This is a genomic window from Pseudonocardia sp. Ae331_Ps2 (assembly GCF_001932405.1).
Taxonomy (GTDB): domain Bacteria; phylum Actinomycetota; class Actinomycetes; order Mycobacteriales; family Pseudonocardiaceae; genus Pseudonocardia.
In genome coordinates this window covers 3,265,316-3,288,068 of record NZ_MCIM01000001.1, presented here as the reverse complement: position 1 = coordinate 3,288,068, position 22,753 = coordinate 3,265,316, and the positions used below count along the sequence as shown (strand labels likewise).

Below are 22,753 nucleotides of genomic sequence, written 5' to 3'. Positions count from 1 at the left end.
TCGTGCGGGTCGCTCACCGCTGCTCCCCGAACGCGAGGTGGAACCGGAAGCGCTGCGGATCCAGCAGACTGACGACGTGCTCGACGAGCCCGCCGCGGGCGTCGCGGGTGACCCGGACGGCGCGCAGGAACAGCTCGCCGGGCTCGCGTTCGAGGGTGACGGCGTCGGCGGTGTCGAGCGGGGCGACCGAGATCCACTGCTCCCCCGCGACGCCGAGCAGGCCCGCCGCGGCGAGGGTGGCGGTGATCGATCCGTCGACGAGACCGGTCTCCGGGAGCCGGGCGAGGTCACCGGTGGCGGGCAGCGAGGCGGTCTCCAGCGAGACCGGGTCGGACCCGGCCCGCCGCAGCCGGCGCACGGTGACCAGCGGCCCCTCGTACCCGGTGGGACCGGGGTCGCCGCCGGCGGCGATGCCGAGCAGCTCGGTGCGGACGGCCGCGCCGGACGCGGCGAACGCCTGCGCCCAGCCGAGCCGCTGGTCCAGGGGCGACCCGTCGAAGGTGACGAACGAGCCGACACCGGTCTCGGTGGTGATGAGGTCGCGCCGCGCGAGCTCGGCCAGCGCGCTGCGGACCGTGCCGCGCGAGACGGCGTAGGTGCGGGCGAGCTGGTTCTCCCCCGGGAGCTGTTCACCGTTCGGCAACCGGCCGGAGCGGATCCGCCCGGCGAGGTCCTCGACGAGGCGCGCCCTCTTGGAGCGGCCACCCTGTTCAGGCATGTACAAACATGTACAGCAGCAGGGCGTCCCCGTCCACCCCCACGTCGGCACCGGTCCCGATCTCGTGATCGCCGGGTGGGGAGTGCGGACGCCGGCCCGGCGACCCCCGCGCTCCACACCCGGCGATCACGGAGGCGGTCGGGCCGCGGACACGACGGAGACCCGCGTGCCGGTGCGGCACGCGGGTCCCGGCCCCACGGGGCTCAGCCGGCGAGCAGCGCCCCCGCCCCGGGCACCCGCGGCTCCAGCCCGAGCTCGGTGAGGATGCGGTGCGCCGTCGCGGTGGCCGCGGACAGCACCGGGATCCCCACTTCCTCCTGCACGGCCTCGATCGAGGGCAGCGACGGCATCTGCACGCACGCGCTGAGCACCAGCGCGTCGGCACCGGCCAGGTCCAGCCTGCGCCAGTGTTCGCGCAGGGCGGCCGGGTCGAGCCGGGCGACGGCGAGGTTGTCGGGCACCTCCAGCGACAGCGAGTCGACGACCCGCACCCCCGCGTCCTCGATGTAGTCCACGACCGCCTTCGTCAGCGGCTCCAGGTACGGCGTGATGATCGCGACCCGGGTCGCACCCAGCGCCGCGATCCCGGACAGCAGCGCCCCCGCACTGGACACGACGGGCGCCGACGAGCCCTCGGCCCGCAGCGCGGCGGTGATGTCGTCCTCGGCGGTGCAGTGGTAGCCGGGGCCCTGCGCCATGATCGCCACCAGGCAGGCGGTCGCGACGACGTCCGGGCGGGCGTCGGCCAGCTCGGCCGCGGCCCGCCGGGCCTGGGCGTTCATCGCACGCAGCTGCTCGGGCGTCACGTGCTGCATCCGGGCCCGCGCCGCGTGGAAGACGAACCGGTCGTCGGGCAGCACGTCCTCGCGGGCGCGCAGCATCCGCGGGAGCTCGGTCTCCATCGTGAGGTTCGAGCTCGGGACGATCATCCCCACGTGGTGGTCGGTCATCGCTTCCCCACCGGGCGCATCTCCGGGACGGTCAGCTCCCCGGCGTCGACGATCAGCTCGTCGTCGAGGAACAGCGAGTTGCCGCGCATCGGGATGTCGAAGTGGCAGGCGGTGTCGTTCGGGCCGCCGAGCTCGTTGTTCGGGCCGATCGAGAACATGACGTTGCCGTAGAAGCTGCGCAGCTCCATGCCCATGCCCCCGCCGAACTGGGTCAGGCCGTGCCAGTGGGCGCGCTCGTCGAGGCCCCAGCCGACGTGGCTCATGCCGTAGCCGCGCGGGTCGTCGAAGCTCTCGATGTAGGAGCGCAGCAGGTCCGCGTCGAGCCCGGAGGAGCCCGCGCCACCGCGGATGTCGCGGATGAAGCCCTCCTCGATGGTGATCTCGACCGGGGTCTGCACGTAGGTGTTGAACGGCAGCAGCACGTCGCCGGGGGCGAGGACGATCTTCCCGTCGACGCCGTCGTCGGCACCGCCGGTGAACACGAACGCGGCCGGCCAGTGGTCCCAGCGGCCGGGGGTGTCGGTGTAGCCGTACTCGCTCATCGTCGGGTACATGCCGAGCCGGTAGGTGACGTCGGTGCCGTGCGGGCTGGTGATCCGCATGGTCGACGCCTTGGCCAGCAGCTCCGCGCCGGTCTCGACGCGCTCGCGCAGCCCGGTGGTCGGCATCAGCCGGGCCAGCAGCTCGGGCGGCTCGACGGCGGTGAGGATGCGGGTGCCCGCGTCCTGGATCGCGAACTGCTCCTTGCTGAACAGCAGGAACGTGCAGTCCACGACCATGTCCGCGGCCTTGAGCGCGTCCACGGCCAGCGGGATGTTGCCCAGGCCGGAGTCGCCGACCGCCCAGGCGCCGCCCGCGCTCGCCGGCGACGGCAGCCGCATGTGGTAGCCGGTCGCACCCAGCTTCTGGATCGCCCAGAGGAAGGCGTCGGCGTACTCGGTCCGTTCCGCGCCCCGGGTGAGGACGACGACCGTCTCCCCCTCGTGCACGCCCGACAGCGTCAGCTGCTGCAGGCAGATGTCGTTGAACAGGTTCTGGTCCATCGCGCACCTCCGTGTCTCGTCCGATTAATCCGAGCACGTACTATCCGGATACGCAATGAGGTGTTCTCAGTAGCGGGTTGATCATGTCGTGCGGTCGTACTCGGTGTGGAGTAGTACGAGCGCAGCTGCGGTGATCGCGCCGGTGCGCCAGGGACATAGCGTGACTCGCCGCAACGCGGCGAAGGTGGTCTTGAGCAGGGCGTTTCCGCGTTCGGCCAGAGCACGAAGGGCTGAGTGCAGGGTGTTGACGGTGCGCTGGTTGACCGTCTGCCCGCGGCCGGGGGCGAGTTTGATGGGCACGGTGAGCCGGTCGGCTTCGCCTTCGTAGCCGAGGTCGCCCAGCGCGGCGTGGGTGTCGTCGGTGAACGCGGCCAGGCCCTCGAGCAGCCCGGGGTGGGTACGGGCGCAGCGGGTGTCGTGCTCGCGGCCCGGCCGCACGTCGCTGGTCCATAGCGGCCATCCATCAGGTGCGGTGAGGACCTGGATGTTCCCGCCGTGGCGGCGGTGCTTGCCCGACCACCACAGGTCGACCCCGGGGGTGAGGCCGAGCGCGCGGCACCGGTCGGTGGCGATCAGGGTGCCGTCGAGATTCACGTGGGTGTGCCCGGCTGTGCGGGCGGCGAGCAGGGCTCCGTGCAGGCCGGGTGCGGCCGCGGCGAGGACGTCGATGCCTTCGTGCAGGTAACGGTAGGCCGTTGCAGTGCTGATCGCGTTGTCACCGGCCAAACATCGGACCCGGGTAGCATCACAGAACCAGCGGATCACCAGCACTGCCTGGGCGAACGGGGTCAACGCCCGCCGCCGGGTGCCACGTCGACGGCGTTGAAGGACCAGGAGCCGCGCCAGATAGGCCACGGTGCGCTCCCCGATCGGGAGGACAGCGGTGTAGGTGACAGGATCAGACATGCAGGACCTCGGTGACGGTGTCGATCTGTGCTGGACCGAACCGATCTACCGGGGTCCTGCCCCGTTCCCGCTCATCTCACCACCCTCGGCGTGTCGCCACGACCTGCCACCCCGCTACTGAGAACACCTCAATACCTTGCGACGAGCGGAAACGGCACCGTCACACGGGACGGATCAGCCGGGGGCGCCGTCGCAGACGGACTTCAGCGACCGCCCGAGGGCGTTGCGGTGGACCTCGTCGAGCCCACGGGCCTGTTCGACCGCGGCCTGGGCCAGGGTCGACGGGCACTCCTCGTTCGCCCGGGCCGGGCCGGCCAGCTTCAGCGCGGCCACCAGCTCGTCGCCGATCCGGTCCAGCTGCGGCCGCACCCGGGCCAGCTCGGGCCGCTGCGCGGGACGGGTGTCGGGCCGGTCGGTCCACTGCCGGATCAGGTCGTTCTGCACCTGGGTGCTCGCCGCGATCTGGTCGGCGACGATCCGGGCCGCCCAGTCGGGGTCGACGCCGTCGCGGGTCGCGTCGGCCCGGGTCTCGGCGACGACGGCCGCCTCCCGGCCTGCGTCGGTGACGGCCGTTGCAGTGCCGAACTTCGCCGCGGCCACCTGGTCCGAGATCCGGGCGCGCTGCGCGGACAGCTCCACGATCCGGATGAGCCCGTCGGCCGGGGACGCGCCGGGCGGACCCTCGGTCAGCGGGAGGGGCTGGTCGCCGCACCCGGCCAACAGCCCCAGGGCCAGGACGGCCCCGGCCAGTGCGGTACCGCGTCTGCCGATCACAGCGGCGAGCCTACGACCGCAGCGGTCGTGGCCCCCCGCCGCCCGCGACATTCCCGGAATCCGGCCCACCCGGTAATCCTTTCGCCACGACACACCGCGGGGGTGCGTTCCGGTCCCCCGGACACGCACCCCCGCGGAGAATGCAACGACGCCGGCCGTCACCCGGTCCGCGGATTCCCGTGACCGAGTCCGGCCGGCCCGGTCAGAACCAGGCCTTGCGTCCTCCCACCGGCCGTCCGATCGCCCCCAGGATCAGCAGGACCACACCGACGATCACCAGCAGGCCGCCGAGGTAGTAGAGAATGGAGATACCGGTGAAATAGCCCACCAGCAGCAGGATCAGACCAAGAATGATCATTTCGCGTCCCCTCCCAGGAATGTGAGGGGAAAGTACTCACGTCCGGATGGTTCCGCAGCGCGGGAATCGATTCCGATGCCCGATTCGTGACCTGCCGTGCGCCGGGCGGTACGCGGGGACCGTCACACGCCGGAACGGTTCGGCCCGGCGCCGGAGGGGGAACACGGCTCTCGCACCCGAGCGCGAGGAGGACGACATGGGCCGCACCGTGGCCGACCAGATGATCGAGCTGCTGCACCAGGCCGGCGTCGAACGGATTTACGGCCTGGTGGGCGACAGCCTCAACCCGATCGCGGACGCGATCCGCCGCGACGGCCGCATCCGGTGGGTGCACGTGCACAACGAGGAGGCCGCGGCGCTCGCGGCCGCGGCGGAGGCCCAGCTCACCGGGCGGCTCGCGGTCTGCGCCGGCAGCTGCGGCCCCGGCAACACGCATCTGATCCAGGGCCTGATGGACGCCCACCGCACCGGTGCGCCGGTGCTGGCGATCGCCTCGCACATCCCGTCGGTCCAGATCGGCACCGGCTACTTCCAGGAGACCCACCCGGAACGGCTGTTCACCGAGTGCTCGGCGTACTGCGAGCTGATCTCGCGGCCCGAGCAGATGCCCCGGATGCAGCGGATCGCGATGCAGACCGCGCTCGCCGAGTCCGACGTGTCGGTGCTGGTCCTGCCGGGCGACGTCAGCGCGCTCGATGCCCCGAACGACACCGGCTCCTCGCACCTGTCCCCGCCCACCGGCGTCGTGCGACCGTCCGAGGAGCAGGTGGCCGAGCTGGCCCGGCTCGTCGACGCCGCGGACACCGTGACGCTGTTCGTCGGGGCCGGCATCGAGCGCGCCCGCGAGCAGGTGCTCGCACTCGCCGACAGGGTGAAGGCGCCGATCGGCCACTCGCTGCGCGGCAAGGAGTGGATCCAGTACGACAACCCCTACGACGTGGGCATGTCCGGACTCCTCGGCTACGGCGCCTGCTACGAGGCGACGCACGAGGCCGACCTGCTGATCCTGATCGGCACCGACTTCCCCTACGACTCGTTCCTGCCCCAGCGCGGCACCGTGCAGATCGACGTCGACCCCGCACGCCTCGGGCGTCGCACCCTGCTGGAGCTGGGCGTGCACGGCGACGCCGCGTCCACCCTGGACGCGCTGCTGCCGCGGATCGCGGAGAAGACCGACCGCTCCTTCCTCGACCGGATGCTGCGCAAGCACGCGGAGGCGCTGGAGAAGGTCGTCGGCGCCTACACCCGCAAGGTCTCCGACCTTCGCCCGATCCACCCCGAGCACGTCGCGGCGGTCCTCGACGAGGAGATGGCCGAGGACGCGATCGCCACCGTCGACACCGGCATGTGCAACGTGTGGGCGGCGCGCTACCTGTCCCCCAACGGCCGGCGCCGGATCATCGGCTCCTACCGGCACGGGACGATGGCCAACGCCCTGCCGCACGCGATCGGTGCGCAGTTCGCGTACCCGGACCGCCAGGTCGTGTCCCTGTCCGGCGACGGCGGGCTGACCATGCTGCTCGGCGAGCTGCTGACCGCGGCCGAGCACGACCTGCCGCTGACCGTCGTCGCGTTCAACAACGGGTCGCTGGGCATGATCCGGCTGGAGATGATGGTCGCGGGCTACCCGTCGTTCCAGACCGACCACGGCCCGGCCGACCTGGCCGGGATCGCCCGCGCCGCCGGCCTGTACGCCGAGGCCGTCGACGACCCGTCGGACGTGCGCGCCGCGCTGCGCCGGGCGCTGGACCACCGCGGCCCGGCGCTGGTCGACGTGCGCACCGACCCGAACGCGCTGTCCATCCCGCCGCACATCACCGCCGCGCAGGTCCGCGGGTTCGCCCTCGCCGCGACCCGCACGGTGCTCGACGGCGGCGTCGGGAGGATGGTCGAGCTGGCGCGCAGCAACCTGCGGTCGATCCCGCGCCCCTGAGCGGGGCGCGTCAGCCGGCGCGGGCGGCGAGCCCGGGGGCCGAGACCGCGTGGTCCAGCGCGATCGCGGCGGCGCCCCGGAGCACGCCGTCCTCGCCGTGCGCGTCGTCGTGCACCGGCGGCGCGAGGGCGCGACGGAAGGCCATCAGCCCGTCGTCGTAGGCGACGGCGAACGCCTCGGGCGCCGCGGCCCGCAGCGCGGGGCCGAGCCCGGCCAGCACGACGACCTCCGGGTCGTGCGCGTTGACCAGCCCGGCGGTCCCACGGGCCAGCGACGCCGACGCGCTCGTGACCGCGGCCGCCGGGCCGGGTTCACCGGCCGCGGCACGGTCGAGCACGGCGCGGGCGTAGCTGTACGGGGCGTCCGGCTCGGGCTCGCCCAGCATCCTGGCCAGCGCCCGGCCGTCGACGCCGGTGGTCCAGCAGCCCCGCGCGCCGCAGGCGCAGCGGGCCGCCGGGTCACCGAAGGGCAGGTGCCCCAGCTCCCCCGCCGCGCCACGGGCACCGGCCTGGGCGCGCCCGTCGAGCAGCAGCGCCCCGCCGATGCCCACCTCGACGGTGAGGAACAGCGCCGTTCCCGCACCGGCCGCGGCACCGTCGCGGACCTCGGCGATGCCCGCGAGGTTGGCGTCGTTGCCGACCAGCACGGGCAGGCCCGGCCCGGCGCCGATCCGGCGCACGTCCAGCGGGCTCCAGCCCTGGCCGCCACCGGTCTCGGCGAAGTGCTCGTCGACGACCGTCGCGGCCACACCGACCCCGACCGCCACCACCGGTCCGGGTGCCTGCGCGACCAGCTCACCGACCACCCCGTCCAGCTCCGTGGCGACGGAGTCCGGGTCGCGACGCCGGTGCGGGCCCGACCGCACCGCGAACGGCACGCCGTCCAGCCCGGCGAGTCCGGCCCGCCATCCCTCGAACCGCACGTCGACGGCGACGACGCCCGGCCCGTCCGGGTTGGGTGTCAGGGTGGTGGTCGGCCGCCCGCGCCCACCGCCGGGGGCGCGCTCCTCGGTGACCCAGCCCAGGTCACGCAGCCGGGCCGCGATCTCGGTGGCCGAACCGCTGGCCAGGCGCAGCCGCCGGGCGAGCTCGACACGGGTCAGGCCGGGCTCGCGCCGGACCTCGGCCAGCACCTCGGCGGTGGCACGCCAGCGGTCGGTCTCGGCCCGTCCGGGGCGTTCACCCGGATCGGCGGCGGGCCCGGAACGTGAACCCGCCGACATCGCGGTCATCGTCGTTGACACCTCCGGCCTGCCACGATTTATCCTCGTGTCACGATGAAAAAGGCTCTCACCTCGCCCCAGTCTCCCACCACCGGGCTCGCGCTCGCCGCGATGGCCCTCGGCGGCCTGGCCATCGGCACCACCGAGTTCGCCTCGATGGGCCTCCTGCCCGCCTTCGCCGCCGACCTCGGCGCCACCGTGCCGCAGGCCGGAACCGCCATCAGTGCCTACGCGATCGGCGTCGTCGTCGGCGCGCCGGTCCTCGCCGTGCTCGGCGCACGGTGGCCGCGCAAGCACCTGCTCCTCGCCCTGGCGGGCGCGCTGGCGGTGGCCAACGTGGCGTCGGCGTTCGCCCCGACCTTCGGCACCTTCGTCGTGACCCGGTTCCTGGCCGGACTGCCGCACGGCGCCTACTTCGGCACCGCGTCGGTGCTCGCGGCCTCGCTGGTGCCGCGCGAGCGGCGCCCGCGCGCCATCGCCACCGTCATGAGCGGGCTGATGATCGCCAACATCGTCGGTGTGCCCGGGGCGACCTGGCTCGGGCAGGCGGCGGGCTGGCCGGCCGCCTACCTGACCGTCGGCGTCGTCGCGGTGGTCACGATGCTGGCCGTGTGGCGCCTGGTCCCCGACGTCCGCGAGGAGCGCCGGGGCTCGATCCTCGGTGAGCTCTCCGCGCTGCGCCGCGGCCAGGTGTGGATCACCATGGCGGTGATCGCGACCGGGTTCGGCGGGTCGTTCGCGGTGTACAGCTACATCACCCCGGTGCTCACCGAGGTGTCCGGCCTGGCCGCCGCGGCCGTGCCGCTCGCGCTCGCCGTGTTCGGCCTCGGAATGACGCTGGGCAACCAGGTCGGCGGCCGGCTCGCCGAGGCGGCACCGGTGCGCACGATCGCGGCCGGGCTCGGCGCCGCCACGGTGTCGATGGCCCTGTTCGCGCTCACCGCGTCCTCGCCGGTGTTCGCGCTGCTGGCGCTGTTCTCCCTGGCCTTCACCACCACCGCGACCACCCCGGCGCTCGCGACCCGGCTGATGGACGCCGGCCGCGAGGGCCCGACGCTGGGCGCGGCGCTGCACCACGCGGCGTTCAACGTGGCGAACGCCCTCGGTGCCGCACTGGGCGGACTCGTCCTGGCCGCCGGGTGGGGCTGGACCTCGCCCGCCGCCGTCGCGACGGTGCTGCCGCTGCTAGGCCTGGTCGCCCTGTGGCAGGCGGTGCGGATGGAGCGCGCCGAGCGGCGCGCGGAGCTCGCCCTGGCCGCCTGAGCACTCCGGTGTAAACGAGAGGTGTCGATCGGATCACCTCTGGGAAGCCTGCCTCCGAGTTGATCGTTGCGTTAAACAACGATCCCGACGGGAGGAGACCCGCGATGACCACCGGTCTGCACGAGGACGTCCTGGACGGCGCTGTCCCTGACGGCGCCGTCCCGGACGGCGGGGGCCTGTACAGCGACGTCGAGGAGCTGCTCGACGCCCTCGCCGCCGACCGCGACCGCGAGGCGCTGGTGCACCGCGACCGCCGGATCCGCGCCGGCGAGCTGGTGGACACGGTGCACCGGCTCGCCCACGTCCTCGACGGGCGGGTCGAGCGGGGATCGGTCGTCGCGCTGCTGGCGGGCAACACCCCCGAGGCCGTCGTCGCGCGGCTCGCGGTGACCCTGCTCGGTGCCGGGATCACCCAGCCGCACGAGGGCCTGTCGGCCGCCGCCACGGCCCGGATCGTCGCCGACGTCGAGGCGCCGATGGTGCTCGCCGACGCCGACGCCGCCGCGTCCGCCGAGGCGGTCCTGGCTCTCGTCGACGGCGTCGAGGTCCTCTGGCTGGGTGCCCACGACGGCGGCACCGACCTGCTGGAGCTCGCCGCGGCCGCGTCGGCCGAGCCGGTCCGGGGCCGGGCCCGCCCGCACGACGTCGAGCAGATCCGCCACACCGGCGGCACCACCGGGCACCCGAAGGGCATCACCTACACCTTCGACCACCACCGGCGCGGCGCCGAGATGCGCCGCCGGGCCGGCAACTTCGGCGCGGGCGCCACCGGCGGGCGGCTGCTCGTGGCCACCCCGGTCGCCCACGTCGGCGGCTCGATGGCCGACCGCACGCTGGCCGAGGGCGGCACCGTCGTGCTGCAGGACTCCTTCGAGCCGGGTGCGTTCCTCGCCGCGATCGAGCGGGAGCGGATCACCCACACCTTCCTGCTGCCGCCGCTGATCTACCGCCTCCTCGACCACCCCGACCTGGACCGGACCGACCTGTCGTCGCTGCGGTCGCTGGTCTACGGCGGTGCCCCCGCCAACCCGCGCCGCATCGCCGAGGCGCTGCGCCGGATCGGCCCGGTGTTCACCCAGTTCTACGGCCAGACCGAGGCCGGCGGGATCAGCGTGCTCACCGCCGAGGAGCACCGGAACCCCGACCTGCTCGGCACCGTCGGGCGGCCGATCCCCACCACCACGATCGCCATCACCGACGCCGACGGCCGGCCCGTCGCCCCGGGCGAGCGCGGCGAGCTGTGGGTGCACACCGGCATGGAGATGGACGGCTACTGGAAGCAGCCGGAGCTGAGCGCCGCGACGGTCGTCGACGGCTGGGTCCGCACCGGTGACGTCGCCCGCCAGGACGGCGACGGCTACCTACACCTGCTCGACCGCGTGAAGGACATGATCGTCGTCGTGGGCGGGCACGTGTACACCTCCGAGCTGGAGGACCTGCTCATGGAGCACCCGGCCGTCCGGCACGCCGCGGTCTTCGGGGTGCCCGACGACGACGGCACCGAGACCGTGCACGCCGCCGTCGTCACCGACTCCCCGTCTCCGAGCGCGGACGAGCTGACCGAGCTGGTCGCCGACCGCGCCGGTGCGATGTACGTGCCGCGCACCGTGGAGTTCGTCGAGCGGATCCCGCTGACCGGGATCGGCAAGACCGACAAGAAGCGGCTGCGCGCCGAGCTCGCCGGTCAGCCGCGCTGACGGACCGCCTCGTAGAGCACCACGGCCGCGGCGATCGAGGCGTTGAGCGAGTTGACCCGCCCGCGCATCGGGATGACCACCGTGGCGTCGGCCCGGTCGAGCCACGCGTCGGTCACCCCGGTCGCCTCGGTCCCGATGACCAGCGCGCTCGGCCCGGTCAGGTCGGTGGCGGCGAGCCCGGTCGTCCCCGCAGGAGTGGTGACGAGGGTGGCGATGCCGCGCCGGTCGAGCCAGTCGAGGACCTCGGGGGTCGACGCGGACGCGACCGGCACCGCGAACACCGTCCCCTTGGACGCGCGCACGACGTTGGGGTTGGCGAAGTCGGTGCCGCCCCGCTCCGGCGTCGCGATGACCACCGCGTCCACCCCGCACGCCTCGGCGGTGCGCAGCATCGCCCCGACGTTGCCGGGCTTCTCGACGCCCTCGGCGACCAGCACGAGCGGGTCCGGCCCGAGGTCCAGCTCGTCGAGCGGGCGGCCGGGGGCCGGTGCGACGGCGAGCCAGCCGTCCGGGGACTCACGGTAGGCGATCCGGGCGAACACCTCCCGGCTCACCGAGAACACCCGCGCCGACGGCATCCGGGCCAGCAGCGCGTCGGACCGCACCACCTCCGGCGCCCAGTACACCTCGCTCGGCTCGACGCCGGCGTCGAGCGCGAGCGCCAGCTCGTCGTGCCCCTCGATCACGGTGACGCCCGCCGCGTCGCGGTGGCGACGGGTGCGCAGCCGGACCAGGTTCTTGACGCGCGGGTTGGCGGTGCTGGTCAGGTCGGGCACCGGACGAGCCTAGGACACCGCCGTCCTACTCCGGGGTAACCTCCCGGTGACCGGGCTGGACACGTGGAGGGTGGGACCGATGGGCGAGCCGACGGGGATCGCGGTCGAGGTGACGGACGGGGTCGCGCGGCTGCGCCTGGACCGCCCGAAGGCGGCGAACGCGCTGCACGAGCCGATGTGGTTCGGGCTGCGTGACGCGGTGCGCGAGCTGGACGCCGACCCCGCCGTGCGGGTCGTGGTGATCAGCGGCAACGGGCGGCACTTCTGTTCGGGCATCGACGTGTCGATGCTGGGCGGGCTGCGTGAGAAGGCCTCGGGTGACTCGGTGGGTCACGGCGCCGACGCGCTGCGCCGCACGATCCTCGATCTGCAGGACTGCCTGACCGCGATCGAGCGCTGCCGCACACCGGTGATCGCCGCGATCCACGGCGTCTGCCTCGGCGCGGGCCTGGACCTGGCCGTCGCCTGCGACCTGCGCTACGCGACCGCCGACGCGTCGTTCGTGCTGAAGGAGGTCGACATGGGCCTGGCCGCCGACGTCGGCGTCCTGCAGCGGCTGCCACGCATCGTCGGCGAGGGCGTCACCCGCGAGCTGGCCTACACCTGCCGCCCGGTGTCCGGCACCGAGGCGAAGGAGCTGCGCCTGGTCAACGGCGTGTACGACGATGCCGAGGCGCTGGAGAACGGTGTCGCCGAGCTCGCCGCGTCGCTGGCGGCGAAGTCCCCGCTGGCGCTGCGCGGCACGAAGTACGCGATCACCTACGCCCGTGACCACTCCGTCGCCGACGGGCTCGACCAGATCGCCACCTGGAACGGCGGGCAGCTCGTGTCGGCCGACCTGACCGAGGCCGTCACCGCGTTCATGGAGAAGCGCCAGGGCGTCTTCCGGGACTGATCCGCCCTACCGTCGCGGGACGACCTCACCGACGACCGCGTACATCCCGGCGGGGCCGGCGGGCGACCGCCCGGCCTCGGCCCGCCAGTCGGCGACGTCGACCATGCCCGGCTCCAGCAGCTCCAGCCGGTGCCCGGGCCGGTCGACGAGCAGCCTGCGCAGCAGGGCCCGGTCCCGGGACCGGGCCGGCTGCGCGGTGTCCTGGGTGAACCGCTCGACCGTGCGCATCCGTTCGGCGATGCGCGGGTCGTCGACATCGGTGCTGCCGTGCGAGACGACGAGCATGCTGCCGGGTCCGAACGCCGTCGCGTAGCGGTCGAACAGGGCGCCGAGCAGGTCGTCGTCGCCGACGAAGTGCAGCACCGAGACCGCGAGCACGGCGACCGGCTCGGCCGGGTCGAGCAGGCCCGCCACGCCCGGGGCGGCGAGCACGGCCTCGACGTCGGTGAGGTCGGCCGCGGTGATCGAGGCACCCTCCACACCGGTCAGGAGCTGGCGGCTCATCGCGACCGACACCGGCTCGACGTCGACGTAGGCGACACGCGCCGTCGGGTCGGCACGGTGGGCGATCTCGTGCACCGGCTCGGCGGTGGGGATGCCGGAGCCGAGGTCGAGGAACTGGCGCACCCCCCGGCCGAGACAGGCACGCACGGCCCGGCCGAGGAAGGCCCGGTTGGCGAGCGCGAGCTCCCGCGTGTCGGGCAGCGCGACGAGCAGGCGCTCGGCGAACTCCCGGTCGGTGGCGAAGTTGTGGCCGCCGCCGAGCATGTAGTCGTAGATCCGCGCCGGGTTGGGCAGCGTCAGGTCGATCTCGTCCACCGGGACGGGTGCGGGTTCCGGGACGGTCATGGACCTCACCCTCCCGCCGGTGTCTCCCTGGCCGCAAGTCCCGACAGGACCTCGTGCAGCTCCGCCGCCGTGGCCGGGGTCGTGCCCGGGAGGCCCACCAGCGCGAGCAGCCGCGCGACGGCCGGTGCCCACGCCGGGCCGAGCCGGGCGTCCGCGAGCAACGCGGCGTCGCCGAGGATCTCGGCCGCCGGACCGCGCCGCACCCGCCCCCGCGCGACGACGGCGACGTCGTCGGCCCAGCGGTGGGCGAGGTCGACGTCGTGGGTGGACAGCACGACCGCGGTCCCGGCGCGTTGCAGGTCCTCCAGCACGACGACGAGCTCCTCCACCCCGGCCGGGTCCAGGCCCGCGGTCGGCTCGTCGAGCACCAGCACCCGGGGCCGGACGGCGAGGGCACCGGCGATCGCGACCCGCTTGCGCTGTCCGAACGACAGCCGGTGCGTCGGCCGGTCGGCGAGGTCGGCGATGCCGACGGCGGCCAGCGCGTCGTGCACCCGGGCGTCGACCTCGGCCCCGTCGAGACCGAGGTTGAGCGGCCCGAACGACACGTCCTGCGCGACGTCGGCGGAGAACAGCTGGTCGTCGGGGTCCTGCAGGACGAGCTGGGCGGACTCGCGCAGCCGCACCAGCCCGCGGCGGGTGCGCCGGACCGGCTCACCGTCGAGCAGTACCTCTCCGGCCGCCGGGGCGAGCAGCCCGAGCAGCAGCCGGAACAGGGTGGTCTTGCCGCCGCCGTTGGGTCCGAGCACGGCGAGCCTGCGCCCCGGGTCGACGGCGAGGTCCGCCCCGTCGAGCACGACCGGCCCGTCCGGGTAGGCGAAGACCAGTCCGCGGGCCTCCAGGACCGCGGTCACGGGAGGACCACCAGTGCCGTCAGCGGGACGGCGACGAGCAGCGCCGCGCTCGCCGCGACGAAGGCGGGCGAGACGGTGCGGGCGGGCACCCGGACGCGCAGCGATCCGTCGTAGCCGCGGGAGGCGAGGCCCGCCTCGAGGCGGCGGGCACGGTCGAAGGCCCGGACGAACACCGCGCTCCCCTGCGCGGCCAGCGACCGGAAGGTGGTCCGCCGCGTCCGGAACCCCATCCGGAGGGACTGGGCCTCCCGGACCGCGGTCAGCGAGTCCAGCAGCAGGAACAGCATCCGGTAGACGAGCAGGGTGATCTCCAGGACGGCGGGTGGCACCCACCGCAGCCGCGGCAGGGTGTCCGCGAGCGGCGTCGTCGCGGCGAAGAGGATCAGGCAGGCCACCGCCGCCAGCGAGCGTCCGACGAGCGCGGCCGCCCGGGCCGGTCCGCCCGATGCGAGTGCGAGCCACGGGTCCCCGCCCACGGTCACCAGCAGCGGCAGCGCCCCCACGACGACGAACCCGAGCGGCAGGGCGAGCAGCCGCAGCGCGGTCCGCCACGGCACCCGGGCCCCACCCAGGAGCAGCACCAGCGCCGCGCCACCGGTCAGCACGGCACCGGGCCACGGCGGGAGGACGACCGCGAGCAGCAGGAGCCCCAGCGCGAGGAACGCCTTCTCCCCCGGGTGCCGGGACCGCCAGCGGTTGGCGTGGGCGGTCTCGTCGATCAGCAGCATCAGGTCTGCCGGGCGGCCTTCTCCCGGCTGCGCGTGCGGGCGACGCCGATGCAGTAGCCGAGCACACCCGCGCCGGCCGCGGCCTGCATCGCGAAGATCCCGGACTCGATCTCGCCCGACGGCGGCTCCCACACCGGGCTGAACCACGGCTGGTAGCCGGTGGCCTCGATGGCCTCACCCGCCTGGCCGTCGGACCCGGCGTACTCGCCGGGCACGAACAGCACCGGCACCGCGAACAACGCGACGACGGCGACGACCAGCAGGATGTTCACGACGGTCGAGCGACTCACGCCGACGCCTCCTTCTCCGGGCCCTGCGCGGTCGCGGCCGGGGCGGCGCCACCGGTGTCGGTGGTCGTGCTCGTCGTCGTGGCCGTGCTCGTGGCCGGACGCAGCACGCCGAGGCGGCGCAGCTCGTCCGGGGTGATGCGCACGAGCAGCCGCACGACGAGCACGGTCAGCAGCCCCTCGGCCACGGCCAGCGGGATCTGCGTGATCGAGAAGATCGAGGCGAAGGTGACGAAGGCTCCGCCGAACCCGGAGGTGGGGTCGGGGAACGCGAGCGCCAGCTGCGCGCTGGTGATCGTGTAGGTGCCGAGGTCACCGAGGAAGGCCGCGGCGAACACCGCGGGCCCCAGCGACCCCCCGAGCCTGCGGACCACGACGTAGGCGCCGTAGGCGATCCACGGCCCGGCGATCGCCATCGAGAACGCGTTGGCGCCGAGCGTGGTCAGCCCGCCGTGGGCGAGCAGGACGGCCTGGAAGAACAGCACCACCGTCCCGAGCAGCGCCATCACCGGTGGTCGGAACAGCACCGCGCCCAGCCCGGTGCCGGTCGGGTGCGACGACGACCCGGTCACCGACGGGATCTTGAGCGCGGACAGGACGAAGGTGAACGCGCCGGCCGCGGCGAGCAGCAGCTTGGTGTCCGGATCCTCGCGCACGCGCTGTACCACGGCCCGGGCGCCGTGCACGACGAACGGCGCGGCGACGACGGTCCAGGCCGCCGCGTGCAGCGGCGGGAGATAGCCCTCGGCGATGTGCACGGGCGAACGTTACGGTCCCGCCGTTGGCTCGTGCAAGCCTGAATATCCGGACAGGTGTGCAGGATCTGACATACGGCGACGCCCGGACCCGGCCGGGTCCGGGCGTCGCCGGTGCTGCGGTGTTCTGTTCGGTGGTCAGACGCGCGCGCCGTTGGTGTGGTGCACCTCGGCGGGGCGCTCGGCGGTGGCCTTGTGCTCGGCCGCGGCGGCGAGCCGGCCGGCCGCCTGCTCGGCCTCACGACGGCGCTGCTCCCGCTCGGCGGGCGTGGTCTCGGGCGTACCGACACCGCTGCCCGGCTGCCCGGCGACGACCCGCTCCTTCGCCAGCTTCCGGGCCTTCTTCTCCGCCTTCGCGGCGGCGTCGCGCTGGGCGACCTTCTCCAGCCGCGCGGCCTTCGCCTTCGCGGCGGCCTTCTTCTCGGCAGCCGCCGCCTTCTTCTGCGCAGCACGCGCGGCCTTCGCCTGCTCGCGGGCCTTCTTCTCGGCCTTGCGGGCGGCGCGGACGGCCTTCTCCGCGTCCTTCTCCTCCGCGCGGCGGGCCTTCTTCGTCTCGGCCTTCGCGGCCTCGACGGCCTCCCGGCCGCTCTTCTTGCCCTTCTTGCTCTTCGTGCTCTTCTTGCTCACGGACTTCTTCTCCTGCACGGCCATACCCGGGTCCTCTCCTGTCCTCGCGACCGACGGCACCACGCGGGACCGGCCGACGGGGACACCGACCGGGCGCTGAGGTGAGGGTCGCGGGACGACGGTCTCGCCGACATCGTCGGATGCGCGGCACCGCGACCCGGTGAACGGGCGGCGGCGTGCGCGGAACACGACAGGGTGCCCCCGGAGACCGGCGGGGAAACGCCCAGGTGACGGCGAGGCAACGACGACCGGCCCGGCTGCCCCGGTCGGACCATCGCGGGCACCCGACCGTCGTAGCGGGAGGGCGGTCAGCCCGCCTCGGGGACCCCGTCGTGCTGGTCCTGGTCGTCGGCGAGATGACCGCGCAGGGTCACCAGGGCCCGGGCGAGCAGCCGCGACACGTGCATCTGCGACAGCCCCACCTGGGCGGCGATCTGGGTCTGGGTCTGGTTGCCGAAGAACCGCAGCATGAGGATGGTCCGCTCCCGCTCGGGGAGCTTGCGCAGGGCCGGGCGCAGCGACTCGCGGGCCTCGACCGCGTCCATCCCGGCGTCGATCCCCCCGACGATCTCGCCGAGCGGGTTGTCGGTGTCGCCGACGAGCTTGTCGAGCGAGTCCGACCGGTAGGAGTCCTGGGCCTGCAGCCCCTCGATGACCTCCTCCCGGCTGATGTCGAGGTGCTCGGCGAGCTCGGAGACCTTCGGGGCGCGGCCGTGCCGCGAGGCCAGCTCCTCCTGGGCGCGGGTCATGCGGCTCTGGATGTCCTTGAGCCGCCGCGGCACCCGCATCGACCAGGTGCGGTCGCGGAAGTACCGGCGGATCTCCCCGGTGATCGTGGGGACGGCGTAGGCCAGGAACGGGGTGCCCTGGTCCGGGTCGAACCGGTCCAGCGCGTTGAGCAGACCGATCGCGCCGACCTGCTCCAGGTCCTCGACGGGCTCGCCGCGGTGCCGGTAGCGCCCGGCGATGTGTCGGACCACCGGGTGGAAGCCCTGTGCCAGCTCGGAGCGCAGCCGCTCCCGTTCCGGGTCCCCGGGGCCGGCGGCCGCGAAGGCACGGAGAGGCTCGACGAGGTGGGTGTACTCGTCGGGGCGGGTGTCCGCGTCCGTACTCGGCTCAGCCATGCCGTCTCCGCGGCCGGCAACGATCGACTGCCATCACCGATCGACGGTAGGCCGCGGGCCGCGGGCCCGCACGTCGAACTTCGCGTGACCTGGTCGACATTTTCGATCGGCGGTCACTCCGATGAGTTGCACGGCGACCTGGTGGGTACTGCTGCCCCATGCCCCCGACTCTGCGTGTCGAGCTGCCCGTCGAACCCGCGTCGGCAGGTCGCTCCCGCCGGGAGACCGGCAGGTGGCTCGCGTCGCTGTGCGGGACCGACGAGCAGTGCCCGACCGTGCAGGACCTCGTCCTCGCGGTGAACGAGGCCGTGTCCAACTGCATCGAGCACGCCTACGGGGCCGCCGGCTCGGAGGACACGGGCTCGGAGGGCGCCGCGACGGTCCTGCTGCACGGCGAGGCCGAGGGGTACCGGGTGCGGATGGAGGTCAGCGACCGCGGGTGCTGGCGCGACCCGCCCACCGACCCCGGCCACCGTGGACGGGGCATCGGGATGATCGAGGCGGTCGCGGAGGACGTGCGGGTGGAGCCGGGTCCTGACGGGACCACCGTCACGTTCCGGGGCCGGATCGGCCGCTGCCCGGGGCTGTGCACCCCCGCGTCCTGAGACGCCCGGGCCCACGACGGGCCCCGCAACGACAGGCCCCGCAACGACAGGGTCGCCGCACCCCACGCCCGAGGGCGGGTGACGGCGACCGGTTCTCATCGGGCCCGATCCGTCGCGGACCGGGCGGTGGGGTCGGGTCAGTCCCACATGGCGGTCGACGGGTCGTCGGACCGGTGGCCGCGGTGGCCCCCGCGGGCGACCGGGGTGTAGCGCCCGTCGTGTCGGGCCTGCTCGCTCTCGGGGTGGGGCCAGGTCTCGTTCGCGTGCTGCGTGCTGCTCTCACTCATGGTCACAGGGTGCCCACCGGACGTTCCGGGCAAGCGGAGCGCAGGAGTCGGCTCGGTAACACCTGCGCCCCGCCCGGGTGAAGACGCCCGACGGTCAGCCCGTCCTCGCGAGGCTCTTGATCGAGGCCAGGATGTCCTGCACGCGCTCCTTGGCGTCGCCGAACAGCATCTGGGTGTTGTCCCGGAAGAAGAGCGGGTTCTGGACGCCCGCGTAGCCGGTGGCCATCGACCGCTTGAAGACGATCACGTCCTTGGCGTCCCACACCCGCAGCACCGGCATCCCGGCGATCGGCGAGCCCGGGTCCTCCGAGGCGGCCGGGTTCACCGTGTCGTTGGCGCCGATCACCAGCACGACGTCGGTCTCGGCGAGGTCGTCGTTGATCTCGTCCATCTCCAGGACGATGTCGTAGGGCACCTGGGCCTCGGCGAGCAGCACGTTCATGTGGCCGGGGAGCCGTCCCGCGACCGGGTGGACACCGAAGCGCACGTTCACGCCGGCGTCGCGCAGTGACCGGGTCAGCTCCGCCACCGGGTACTGGGCCTGGGCGACCGCCATGCCGTAGCCGGGGGTGATCACGACGCTCTCGGCGTTCGCGAGCAGCTCGGCGACGCCGTCGGCGTCGATCTCGCGGTGCTCGCCCTCCACCGCCGCGGCCGCCGAGGAGGTGGCCCCGAAGCCGCCGGCGATGACCGAGATGAACGACCGGTTCATCGCCTTGCACATGATGTAGGACAGGTAGGCACCGGAGGACCCGACGAGCGCGCCGGTGATGATCAGCAGGTCGTTGCCGAGCAGGAAGCCCGCCGCCGCGGCGGCCCATCCGGAGTAGGAGTTCAGCATCGACACCACGACCGGCATGTCACCGCCGCCGATCGAGGCGACCAGGTGCAGGCCGAGCAGCAGCGCCAGCACCGTGAGCACGGCCAGGATCCACATCTGCGGCGTGATGACGAAGAACACCGTCAGCACCGCGAACGCGACGAGCGCGCCGAGGTTGAGGACGTTCTTGCCGGGCAGCATCAGCGGCGCCGACTTGATCTTCGCCGACAGCTTCAGGTAGGCGATCACCGAGCCGGTGAAGGTCACCGCCCCGATGAACACCCCGACCGCGACCTCGGCGTGGTGGATGCCCAGCAGCGGCCCCTCCAGCACCAGGTGCCCGGCCTCGACCTCCAGGAAGCCGTTCCAGCCGACCAGCACCGCGGCGAGGCCGACGAAGCTGTGCATGAGCGCGATGAGCTCGGGCATGCCCGTCATCTCGACGACGCGTGCCCGCCAGAGCCCGATCGCCGCACCGACGACGACGGCCGCGAGCAGCAGCGCGACGCCGAGCCCGGACGCCTGCCCCAGCGCGACGACGGCGGTGGCGACCAGGGCGATGGTCATGCCGGTGATGCCGAACAGCACACCGGACTTGGCGGTCTCGTGCCTCGACAGCCCGGCGAGGCTGATCACGAACAGGATGGCGGCGATCAGGTACGCCGCAGTGGTCCACGTCTGCACGGCTCAGCTCCTCGTGAACATCTGCAGCATGCGGCGCGTCACCGCGAAGCCACCGACGATGTTGATGGCGGCGAGCAGCACCGCGACCGCGGCGAGCCCGATGACCAGGGCGTCGCCGCCGGTGCCGATCTGCAGGATCGCGCCGACGACGATGATCCCGGAGATCGCGTTCGTGACCGACATCAGCGGCGTGTGCAGCGCGTGGTGCACGTTGCCGATGACGTAGAAGCCGATGACGATCGCCAGCACGAACACCGTGAGGTGCCCTGCGAGCTCGGCCGGGGCCAGTGCCGTGACCGCGAACAGCGCCACCGCGCCGACGACGCCGGCGGCGAGCCCCGTGTAGGGGGACCGTGGCTTCTCCGGCTCCGTCGCCACGGGCTCGGCGGCCGGCTGGGCCGCGGGCGCCGCACTCACCTTCACCTCGGGCGGGGGCCAGAGCGTCTCCCCCGCATGCGCGATCGTGATGCCACGGACCACCGTGTCGTCCAGGTCGAGCGCGAGCCGCCCGTCCTTCTCCGGGGTCATCAGCTTGAGCAGGTTCAGTACGTTCGTGCCGTAGAGCTGCGACGCCTGCGCGGGCAACCGGGCGGCGAGGTCGGTGTAGCCGATGATCGTCACGCCGTGGTCGGTGACGACGGCCTCGCCGGCCACCGACCCCTCCACGTTGCCGCCCTGTGAGGCCGCCATGTCGACGACCACGCTGCCCGGGCGCATCGACGCCACGTCCGCGGCGGTGATCAGTTTCGGCGCGGGCCGCCCCGGGATGAGAGCGGTGGTGATGATGATGTCGCAGTCCGCGGCCTGCTCGGAGTAGATCTCGGCCGCACGCTTGTCGTAGTCCGCCGAGGTCGCCTTGGCGTAGCCGTCGGTGGACGCCTCCTGCTCCACCTCGACGGCCAGGTACTCCCCGCCGAGCGACCGCACCTGGTCGGCGACCTCGGAGCGCGGGTCGGTCGCCCGGACCACCGCGCCCAGGCTGTTGGCGGCGGCGATGGCGGCGAGCCCGGCGACGCCCGCCCCGGCCACGAGCACCTTCGCCGGCGGGACCTTGCCCGCGGCGGTGACCTGACCGGTGAAGAACCGGCCGAACACGTGGGCCGCCTCGATCACCGCCCGGTAGCCCGCGATGTTCGCCATCGACGACAGCACGTCCATCGACTGGGCCCGCGAGATCCGGGGCACCGCGTCCATCGACAGGGCGGTGACGCCCTGGGCGGCGAGCGCGGCCGTGCGTTCCTCCTCGAAGCGCGGCGCGAGCATCGCGATCAGCACGGAGCCCTCGCGCAGCTTGCCGATCTCGTCGGACTGCGGGGCGTTGATGCGCACCACGACGTCGGTGTCCCAGACGGGGCCGTCGGCGACGTCGGCGCCCGCTTCGGCGTAGGCCTCGTCGGTGAACCCGGCCCGGGCACCGGCCCCGGACTCGACGGTGACGGCGTAGCCGAGACCGACCACCTTCGCGACCGTCTCGGGGCTCATCGCCACGCGCGTCTCGGGCTCGGACTCCGCGGCCACACCGATCCGCATCACCGGTCCCGACGGCTCAGGGCTGTCGCTCATGCACTCTCCTCGATCTTGCGCGTGCCTCGTCGCTCGCACCGGTCGTGGGTCTTTCGGAAGGTAATGCCGGAAGCGGGCGCGTGCAGTCACGACTACGTCACAGGCCGGACCGGTACCCCGGCGAGGCACGGCTGACGTGGGCGGCAGCGTAGCGCCGGGAAGAAGCTCGCAGCCCCTCCGATGTGCTGGGCGGGGGGAACGCGGACCCGGTCCCGGCGCCGCCGGCGCGCGACCACGGCGCGGGCGGCACCGGGCCGGCGCGGGCCCGCGCCGGGGCGAGCGGTCAGCGCTGACGGGCGGGCCGCACCACGATCTCGTTGACGTCGACGTCCTCGGGCTGGGCGAGGGCGAAGGACACCGCGCGGGCGATGGCATCGGGGTCGATCGCGTGGGCGCGGTAGGTGCGCATCCCGCCCGCGGCGTCCGGATCGGAGATCGAGTCCGCGAGCTCGGACGTGACCACGCCGGGGGTCAGGGTGGTCACGCGGATCGAGGGGTCGCTCTCCAGGCGGAGGCCCTCGGTGATCGCCCACGCCGCGTACTTCGTGCCCGAGTACACCGCCGCCGTCGGGACGACCTGGTGCGCGCCGATGCTCGCGGTCGTGACGAAGTGCCCGCCACCCTGCTCGGTGAACACCGGCAGGGCCGCGGCGATGCCGTGCAGCAGACCGCGCAGGTTCACGTCGACCATCCGGTCCCACTCGTCGACGAGCAGGGCGTCGAGCCGGGACAGCGGCATCACGCCCGCGTTGTTCACCAGGACGTCCACCCGGCCGTGTCGTTCCCGGGCGGAGTCGACGAACGCCCGGACGTCGTCGCGGTCGGTCACGTCGACGCGCACGGCCTCCACAGCGCCCTCCGCGCTGTCGGCCAGCGCGGCGAGCCGGTCAGTACGGCGCGCCCCGGCCACGACGACGTGCCCCTCGCCCGCGAGCCGGCGCACCACCGCCTCCCCGATCCCGCTGCTGGCCCCCGTCACCAAGATGATCTTCTGTGTGGTCATGGGCCCACCGTCGCCGGTGCGCGCACGCACCG

The 22,753-nt window shown here is 73.6% G+C and carries 24 protein-coding genes; 5 read left to right on the top strand and 19 right to left on the bottom strand.

Annotated elements, in window-relative coordinates; all coding sequences use genetic code 11:
• Positions 1–13: 13 nt before the first annotated feature.
• The 6 genes from Ae331Ps2_RS15860 to Ae331Ps2_RS32085 form a co-directional block, all read right to left on the bottom strand.
• A complete protein-coding gene (locus Ae331Ps2_RS15860; protein ID WP_075329748.1) occupies positions 14–718 on the bottom strand; it encodes a GntR family transcriptional regulator in 705 nt (234 codons plus the stop codon).
• A 203-nt stretch (positions 719–921) separates the two neighbouring features.
• The gene (locus tag Ae331Ps2_RS15855; RefSeq protein ID WP_075308006.1) at positions 922–1,668 is read right to left on the bottom strand and encodes an aspartate/glutamate racemase family protein; all 747 of its coding nucleotides are present in this window, start codon (positions 1,666–1,668) and stop codon (positions 922–924) included.
• Positions 1,665–2,711: a leucyl aminopeptidase gene (locus Ae331Ps2_RS15850; protein WP_075308008.1), complete on the bottom strand. Its 1,047-nt coding sequence runs from the start codon at positions 2,709–2,711 to the stop codon at positions 1,665–1,667. The genes Ae331Ps2_RS15855 and Ae331Ps2_RS15850 overlap by 4 nt, the downstream gene beginning before the upstream one ends.
• 81 nt (positions 2,712–2,792) lie before the next feature.
• Complete coding sequence (locus Ae331Ps2_RS15845) at positions 2,793–3,617, bottom strand: transposase family protein (protein WP_075313133.1); 825 nt, start codon at positions 3,615–3,617, stop codon at positions 2,793–2,795.
• Positions 3,618–3,791: 174 nt separating this feature from the next.
• Entirely contained in the window at positions 3,792–4,391 is a 600-nt protein-coding gene (aroQ, locus tag Ae331Ps2_RS15840; protein ID WP_083695616.1) for a gamma subclass chorismate mutase AroQ, read from the bottom strand.
• Positions 4,392–4,593: 202 nt separating this feature from the next.
• Positions 4,594–4,749, bottom strand: coding sequence for a hypothetical protein (locus tag Ae331Ps2_RS32085; RefSeq protein WP_020622688.1), 156 nt, complete (start codon positions 4,747–4,749; stop codon positions 4,594–4,596).
• Positions 4,750–4,945: 196 nt separating this feature from the next.
• Between Ae331Ps2_RS32085 and Ae331Ps2_RS15835 the strand changes: the two genes are divergently transcribed.
• The gene (locus Ae331Ps2_RS15835; protein WP_060711124.1) at positions 4,946–6,682 is read left to right on the top strand and encodes a pyruvate dehydrogenase; all 1,737 of its coding nucleotides are present in this window, start codon (positions 4,946–4,948) and stop codon (positions 6,680–6,682) included.
• A 10-nt stretch (positions 6,683–6,692) separates the two neighbouring features.
• Here the strand turns inward: Ae331Ps2_RS15835 and Ae331Ps2_RS15830 are convergent, their stop codons facing one another.
• Complete coding sequence (locus Ae331Ps2_RS15830) at positions 6,693–7,913, bottom strand: ROK family transcriptional regulator (protein WP_198932130.1); 1,221 nt, start codon at positions 7,911–7,913, stop codon at positions 6,693–6,695.
• A gap of 45 nt (positions 7,914–7,958) precedes the next feature.
• On the opposite strand from Ae331Ps2_RS15830, the gene Ae331Ps2_RS15825 reads away from it, so the two are divergent.
• Positions 7,959–9,167, top strand: coding sequence for an MFS transporter (locus tag Ae331Ps2_RS15825; RefSeq protein ID WP_075308010.1), 1,209 nt, complete (start codon positions 7,959–7,961; stop codon positions 9,165–9,167).
• A 104-nt stretch (positions 9,168–9,271) separates the two neighbouring features.
• On the top strand, positions 9,272–10,864 hold the full coding sequence (locus Ae331Ps2_RS15820) for an AMP-binding protein (protein WP_083695615.1): 1,593 nt from the start codon (positions 9,272–9,274) through the stop codon (positions 10,862–10,864).
• On the opposite strand, the gene Ae331Ps2_RS15815 is transcribed toward Ae331Ps2_RS15820, so the two are convergent.
• Positions 10,852–11,640: an RNA methyltransferase gene (locus Ae331Ps2_RS15815; RefSeq protein WP_020626273.1), complete on the bottom strand. Its 789-nt coding sequence runs from the start codon at positions 11,638–11,640 to the stop codon at positions 10,852–10,854. The two genes, Ae331Ps2_RS15820 and Ae331Ps2_RS15815, sit on opposite strands and share 13 nt — an antisense overlap.
• Before the next feature lie 79 nt (positions 11,641–11,719).
• Between Ae331Ps2_RS15815 and Ae331Ps2_RS15810 the strand changes: the two genes are divergently transcribed.
• Entirely contained in the window at positions 11,720–12,535 is an 816-nt protein-coding gene (locus tag Ae331Ps2_RS15810; RefSeq protein ID WP_075308012.1) for a crotonase/enoyl-CoA hydratase family protein, read from the top strand.
• A gap of 6 nt (positions 12,536–12,541) precedes the next feature.
• Here Ae331Ps2_RS15810 and Ae331Ps2_RS15805 read toward each other — a convergent pair whose 3' ends face one another.
• The 7 genes from Ae331Ps2_RS15805 to Ae331Ps2_RS15775 form a co-directional block, all read right to left on the bottom strand.
• Positions 12,542–13,384 carry an SAM-dependent methyltransferase gene (locus Ae331Ps2_RS15805; RefSeq protein ID WP_020626271.1) on the bottom strand — a complete coding sequence of 281 codons (843 nt, stop codon included), beginning with the start codon at positions 13,382–13,384 and terminating at the stop codon, positions 12,542–12,544.
• 5 nt (positions 13,385–13,389) lie between these two features.
• On the bottom strand, positions 13,390–14,238 hold the full coding sequence (locus tag Ae331Ps2_RS15800) for an energy-coupling factor ABC transporter ATP-binding protein (protein ID WP_020626270.1): 849 nt from the start codon (positions 14,236–14,238) through the stop codon (positions 13,390–13,392).
• Positions 14,235–14,966 carry a cobalt ECF transporter T component CbiQ gene (gene cbiQ, locus Ae331Ps2_RS15795; protein ID WP_020626269.1) on the bottom strand — a complete coding sequence of 244 codons (732 nt, stop codon included), beginning with the start codon at positions 14,964–14,966 and terminating at the stop codon, positions 14,235–14,237. Before cbiQ ends, Ae331Ps2_RS15800 begins: the two co-directional genes overlap by 4 nt.
• Complete coding sequence (locus tag Ae331Ps2_RS15790) at positions 14,966–15,256, bottom strand: energy-coupling factor ABC transporter substrate-binding protein (RefSeq protein ID WP_020626268.1); 291 nt, start codon at positions 15,254–15,256, stop codon at positions 14,966–14,968. Before Ae331Ps2_RS15790 ends, cbiQ begins: the two co-directional genes overlap by 1 nt.
• A complete protein-coding gene (locus Ae331Ps2_RS15785) occupies positions 15,253–16,011 on the bottom strand; it encodes an energy-coupling factor ABC transporter permease (RefSeq protein WP_075308014.1) in 759 nt (252 codons plus the stop codon). Before Ae331Ps2_RS15785 ends, Ae331Ps2_RS15790 begins: the two co-directional genes overlap by 4 nt.
• Positions 16,012–16,146: 135 nt before the next feature.
• Positions 16,147–16,659, bottom strand: coding sequence for a hypothetical protein (locus tag Ae331Ps2_RS15780; RefSeq protein ID WP_075308016.1), 513 nt, complete (start codon positions 16,657–16,659; stop codon positions 16,147–16,149).
• A 284-nt stretch (positions 16,660–16,943) separates the two neighbouring features.
• The gene (locus Ae331Ps2_RS15775; protein ID WP_020626265.1) at positions 16,944–17,759 is read right to left on the bottom strand and encodes a SigB/SigF/SigG family RNA polymerase sigma factor; all 816 of its coding nucleotides are present in this window, start codon (positions 17,757–17,759) and stop codon (positions 16,944–16,946) included.
• A gap of 158 nt (positions 17,760–17,917) precedes the next feature.
• On the opposite strand from Ae331Ps2_RS15775, the gene Ae331Ps2_RS15770 reads away from it, so the two are divergent.
• Complete coding sequence (locus Ae331Ps2_RS15770; protein WP_075308018.1) at positions 17,918–18,364, top strand: ATP-binding protein; 447 nt, start codon at positions 17,918–17,920, stop codon at positions 18,362–18,364.
• Positions 18,365–18,501: 137 nt separating this feature from the next.
• Here the strand turns inward: Ae331Ps2_RS15770 and Ae331Ps2_RS32080 are convergent, their stop codons facing one another.
• From Ae331Ps2_RS32080 to Ae331Ps2_RS15755, 4 genes are all read right to left on the bottom strand, one after another.
• Positions 18,502–18,651, bottom strand: coding sequence for a hypothetical protein (locus Ae331Ps2_RS32080; RefSeq protein ID WP_158071455.1), 150 nt, complete (start codon positions 18,649–18,651; stop codon positions 18,502–18,504).
• Between the two features lie 94 nt (positions 18,652–18,745).
• Positions 18,746–20,155: a Re/Si-specific NAD(P)(+) transhydrogenase subunit beta gene (gene pntB, locus Ae331Ps2_RS15765; RefSeq protein WP_075329747.1), complete on the bottom strand. Its 1,410-nt coding sequence runs from the start codon at positions 20,153–20,155 to the stop codon at positions 18,746–18,748.
• 3 nt (positions 20,156–20,158) lie between these two features.
• On the bottom strand, positions 20,159–21,685 hold the full coding sequence (locus Ae331Ps2_RS15760) for a Re/Si-specific NAD(P)(+) transhydrogenase subunit alpha (RefSeq protein ID WP_083696279.1): 1,527 nt from the start codon (positions 21,683–21,685) through the stop codon (positions 20,159–20,161).
• A 316-nt stretch (positions 21,686–22,001) separates the two neighbouring features.
• Positions 22,002–22,721 carry an SDR family oxidoreductase gene (locus Ae331Ps2_RS15755; protein ID WP_075312290.1) on the bottom strand — a complete coding sequence of 240 codons (720 nt, stop codon included), beginning with the start codon at positions 22,719–22,721 and terminating at the stop codon, positions 22,002–22,004.
• Positions 22,722–22,753: the final 32 nt, after the last annotated feature.

What these genes read in the sequence shown, in the direction of transcription:
- Ae331Ps2_RS15825 (WP_075308010.1), top strand. Translation starts at nt 7,959, where the DNA reads ATGAAAAAGGCTCTCACCTCGCCCCAGTCTCCCACCACCGGGCTCGCG.
- Ae331Ps2_RS32080 (WP_158071455.1), bottom strand. Translation starts at nt 18,651, where the DNA reads ATGAGTGAGAGCAGCACGCAGCACGCGAACGAGACCTGGCCCCACCCC.
- Ae331Ps2_RS15760 (WP_083696279.1), bottom strand. Translation starts at nt 21,685, where the DNA reads ATGCGGATCGGTGTGGCCGCGGAGTCCGAGCCCGAGACGCGCGTGGCG.
- Ae331Ps2_RS15860 (WP_075329748.1), bottom strand. Translation starts at nt 718, where the DNA reads ATGCCTGAACAGGGTGGCCGCTCCAAGAGGGCGCGCCTCGTCGAGGAC.
- Ae331Ps2_RS15770 (WP_075308018.1), top strand. Translation starts at nt 17,918, where the DNA reads ATGCCCCCGACTCTGCGTGTCGAGCTGCCCGTCGAACCCGCGTCGGCA.
- Ae331Ps2_RS15850 (WP_075308008.1), bottom strand. Translation starts at nt 2,711, where the DNA reads ATGGACCAGAACCTGTTCAACGACATCTGCCTGCAGCAGCTGACGCTG.
- Ae331Ps2_RS15775 (WP_020626265.1), bottom strand. Translation starts at nt 17,759, where the DNA reads ATGGCTGAGCCGAGTACGGACGCGGACACCCGCCCCGACGAGTACACC.
- Ae331Ps2_RS15805 (WP_020626271.1), bottom strand. Translation starts at nt 13,384, where the DNA reads ATGACCGTCCCGGAACCCGCACCCGTCCCGGTGGACGAGATCGACCTG.
- Ae331Ps2_RS15845 (WP_075313133.1), bottom strand. Translation starts at nt 3,617, where the DNA reads ATGTCTGATCCTGTCACCTACACCGCTGTCCTCCCGATCGGGGAGCGC.
- Ae331Ps2_RS15810 (WP_075308012.1), top strand. Translation starts at nt 11,720, where the DNA reads ATGGGCGAGCCGACGGGGATCGCGGTCGAGGTGACGGACGGGGTCGCG.
- Ae331Ps2_RS32085 (WP_020622688.1), bottom strand. Translation starts at nt 4,749, where the DNA reads ATGATCATTCTTGGTCTGATCCTGCTGCTGGTGGGCTATTTCACCGGT.
- Ae331Ps2_RS15830 (WP_198932130.1), bottom strand. Translation starts at nt 7,913, where the DNA reads ATGACCGCGATGTCGGCGGGTTCACGTTCCGGGCCCGCCGCCGATCCG.
- Ae331Ps2_RS15855 (WP_075308006.1), bottom strand. Translation starts at nt 1,668, where the DNA reads ATGACCGACCACCACGTGGGGATGATCGTCCCGAGCTCGAACCTCACG.
- Ae331Ps2_RS15820 (WP_083695615.1), top strand. Translation starts at nt 9,272, where the DNA reads ATGACCACCGGTCTGCACGAGGACGTCCTGGACGGCGCTGTCCCTGAC.
- Ae331Ps2_RS15755 (WP_075312290.1), bottom strand. Translation starts at nt 22,721, where the DNA reads ATGACCACACAGAAGATCATCTTGGTGACGGGGGCCAGCAGCGGGATC.
- Ae331Ps2_RS15780 (WP_075308016.1), bottom strand. Translation starts at nt 16,659, where the DNA reads ATGGCCGTGCAGGAGAAGAAGTCCGTGAGCAAGAAGAGCACGAAGAGC.
- cbiQ (WP_020626269.1), bottom strand. Translation starts at nt 14,966, where the DNA reads ATGCTGCTGATCGACGAGACCGCCCACGCCAACCGCTGGCGGTCCCGG.
- Ae331Ps2_RS15835 (WP_060711124.1), top strand. Translation starts at nt 4,946, where the DNA reads ATGGGCCGCACCGTGGCCGACCAGATGATCGAGCTGCTGCACCAGGCC.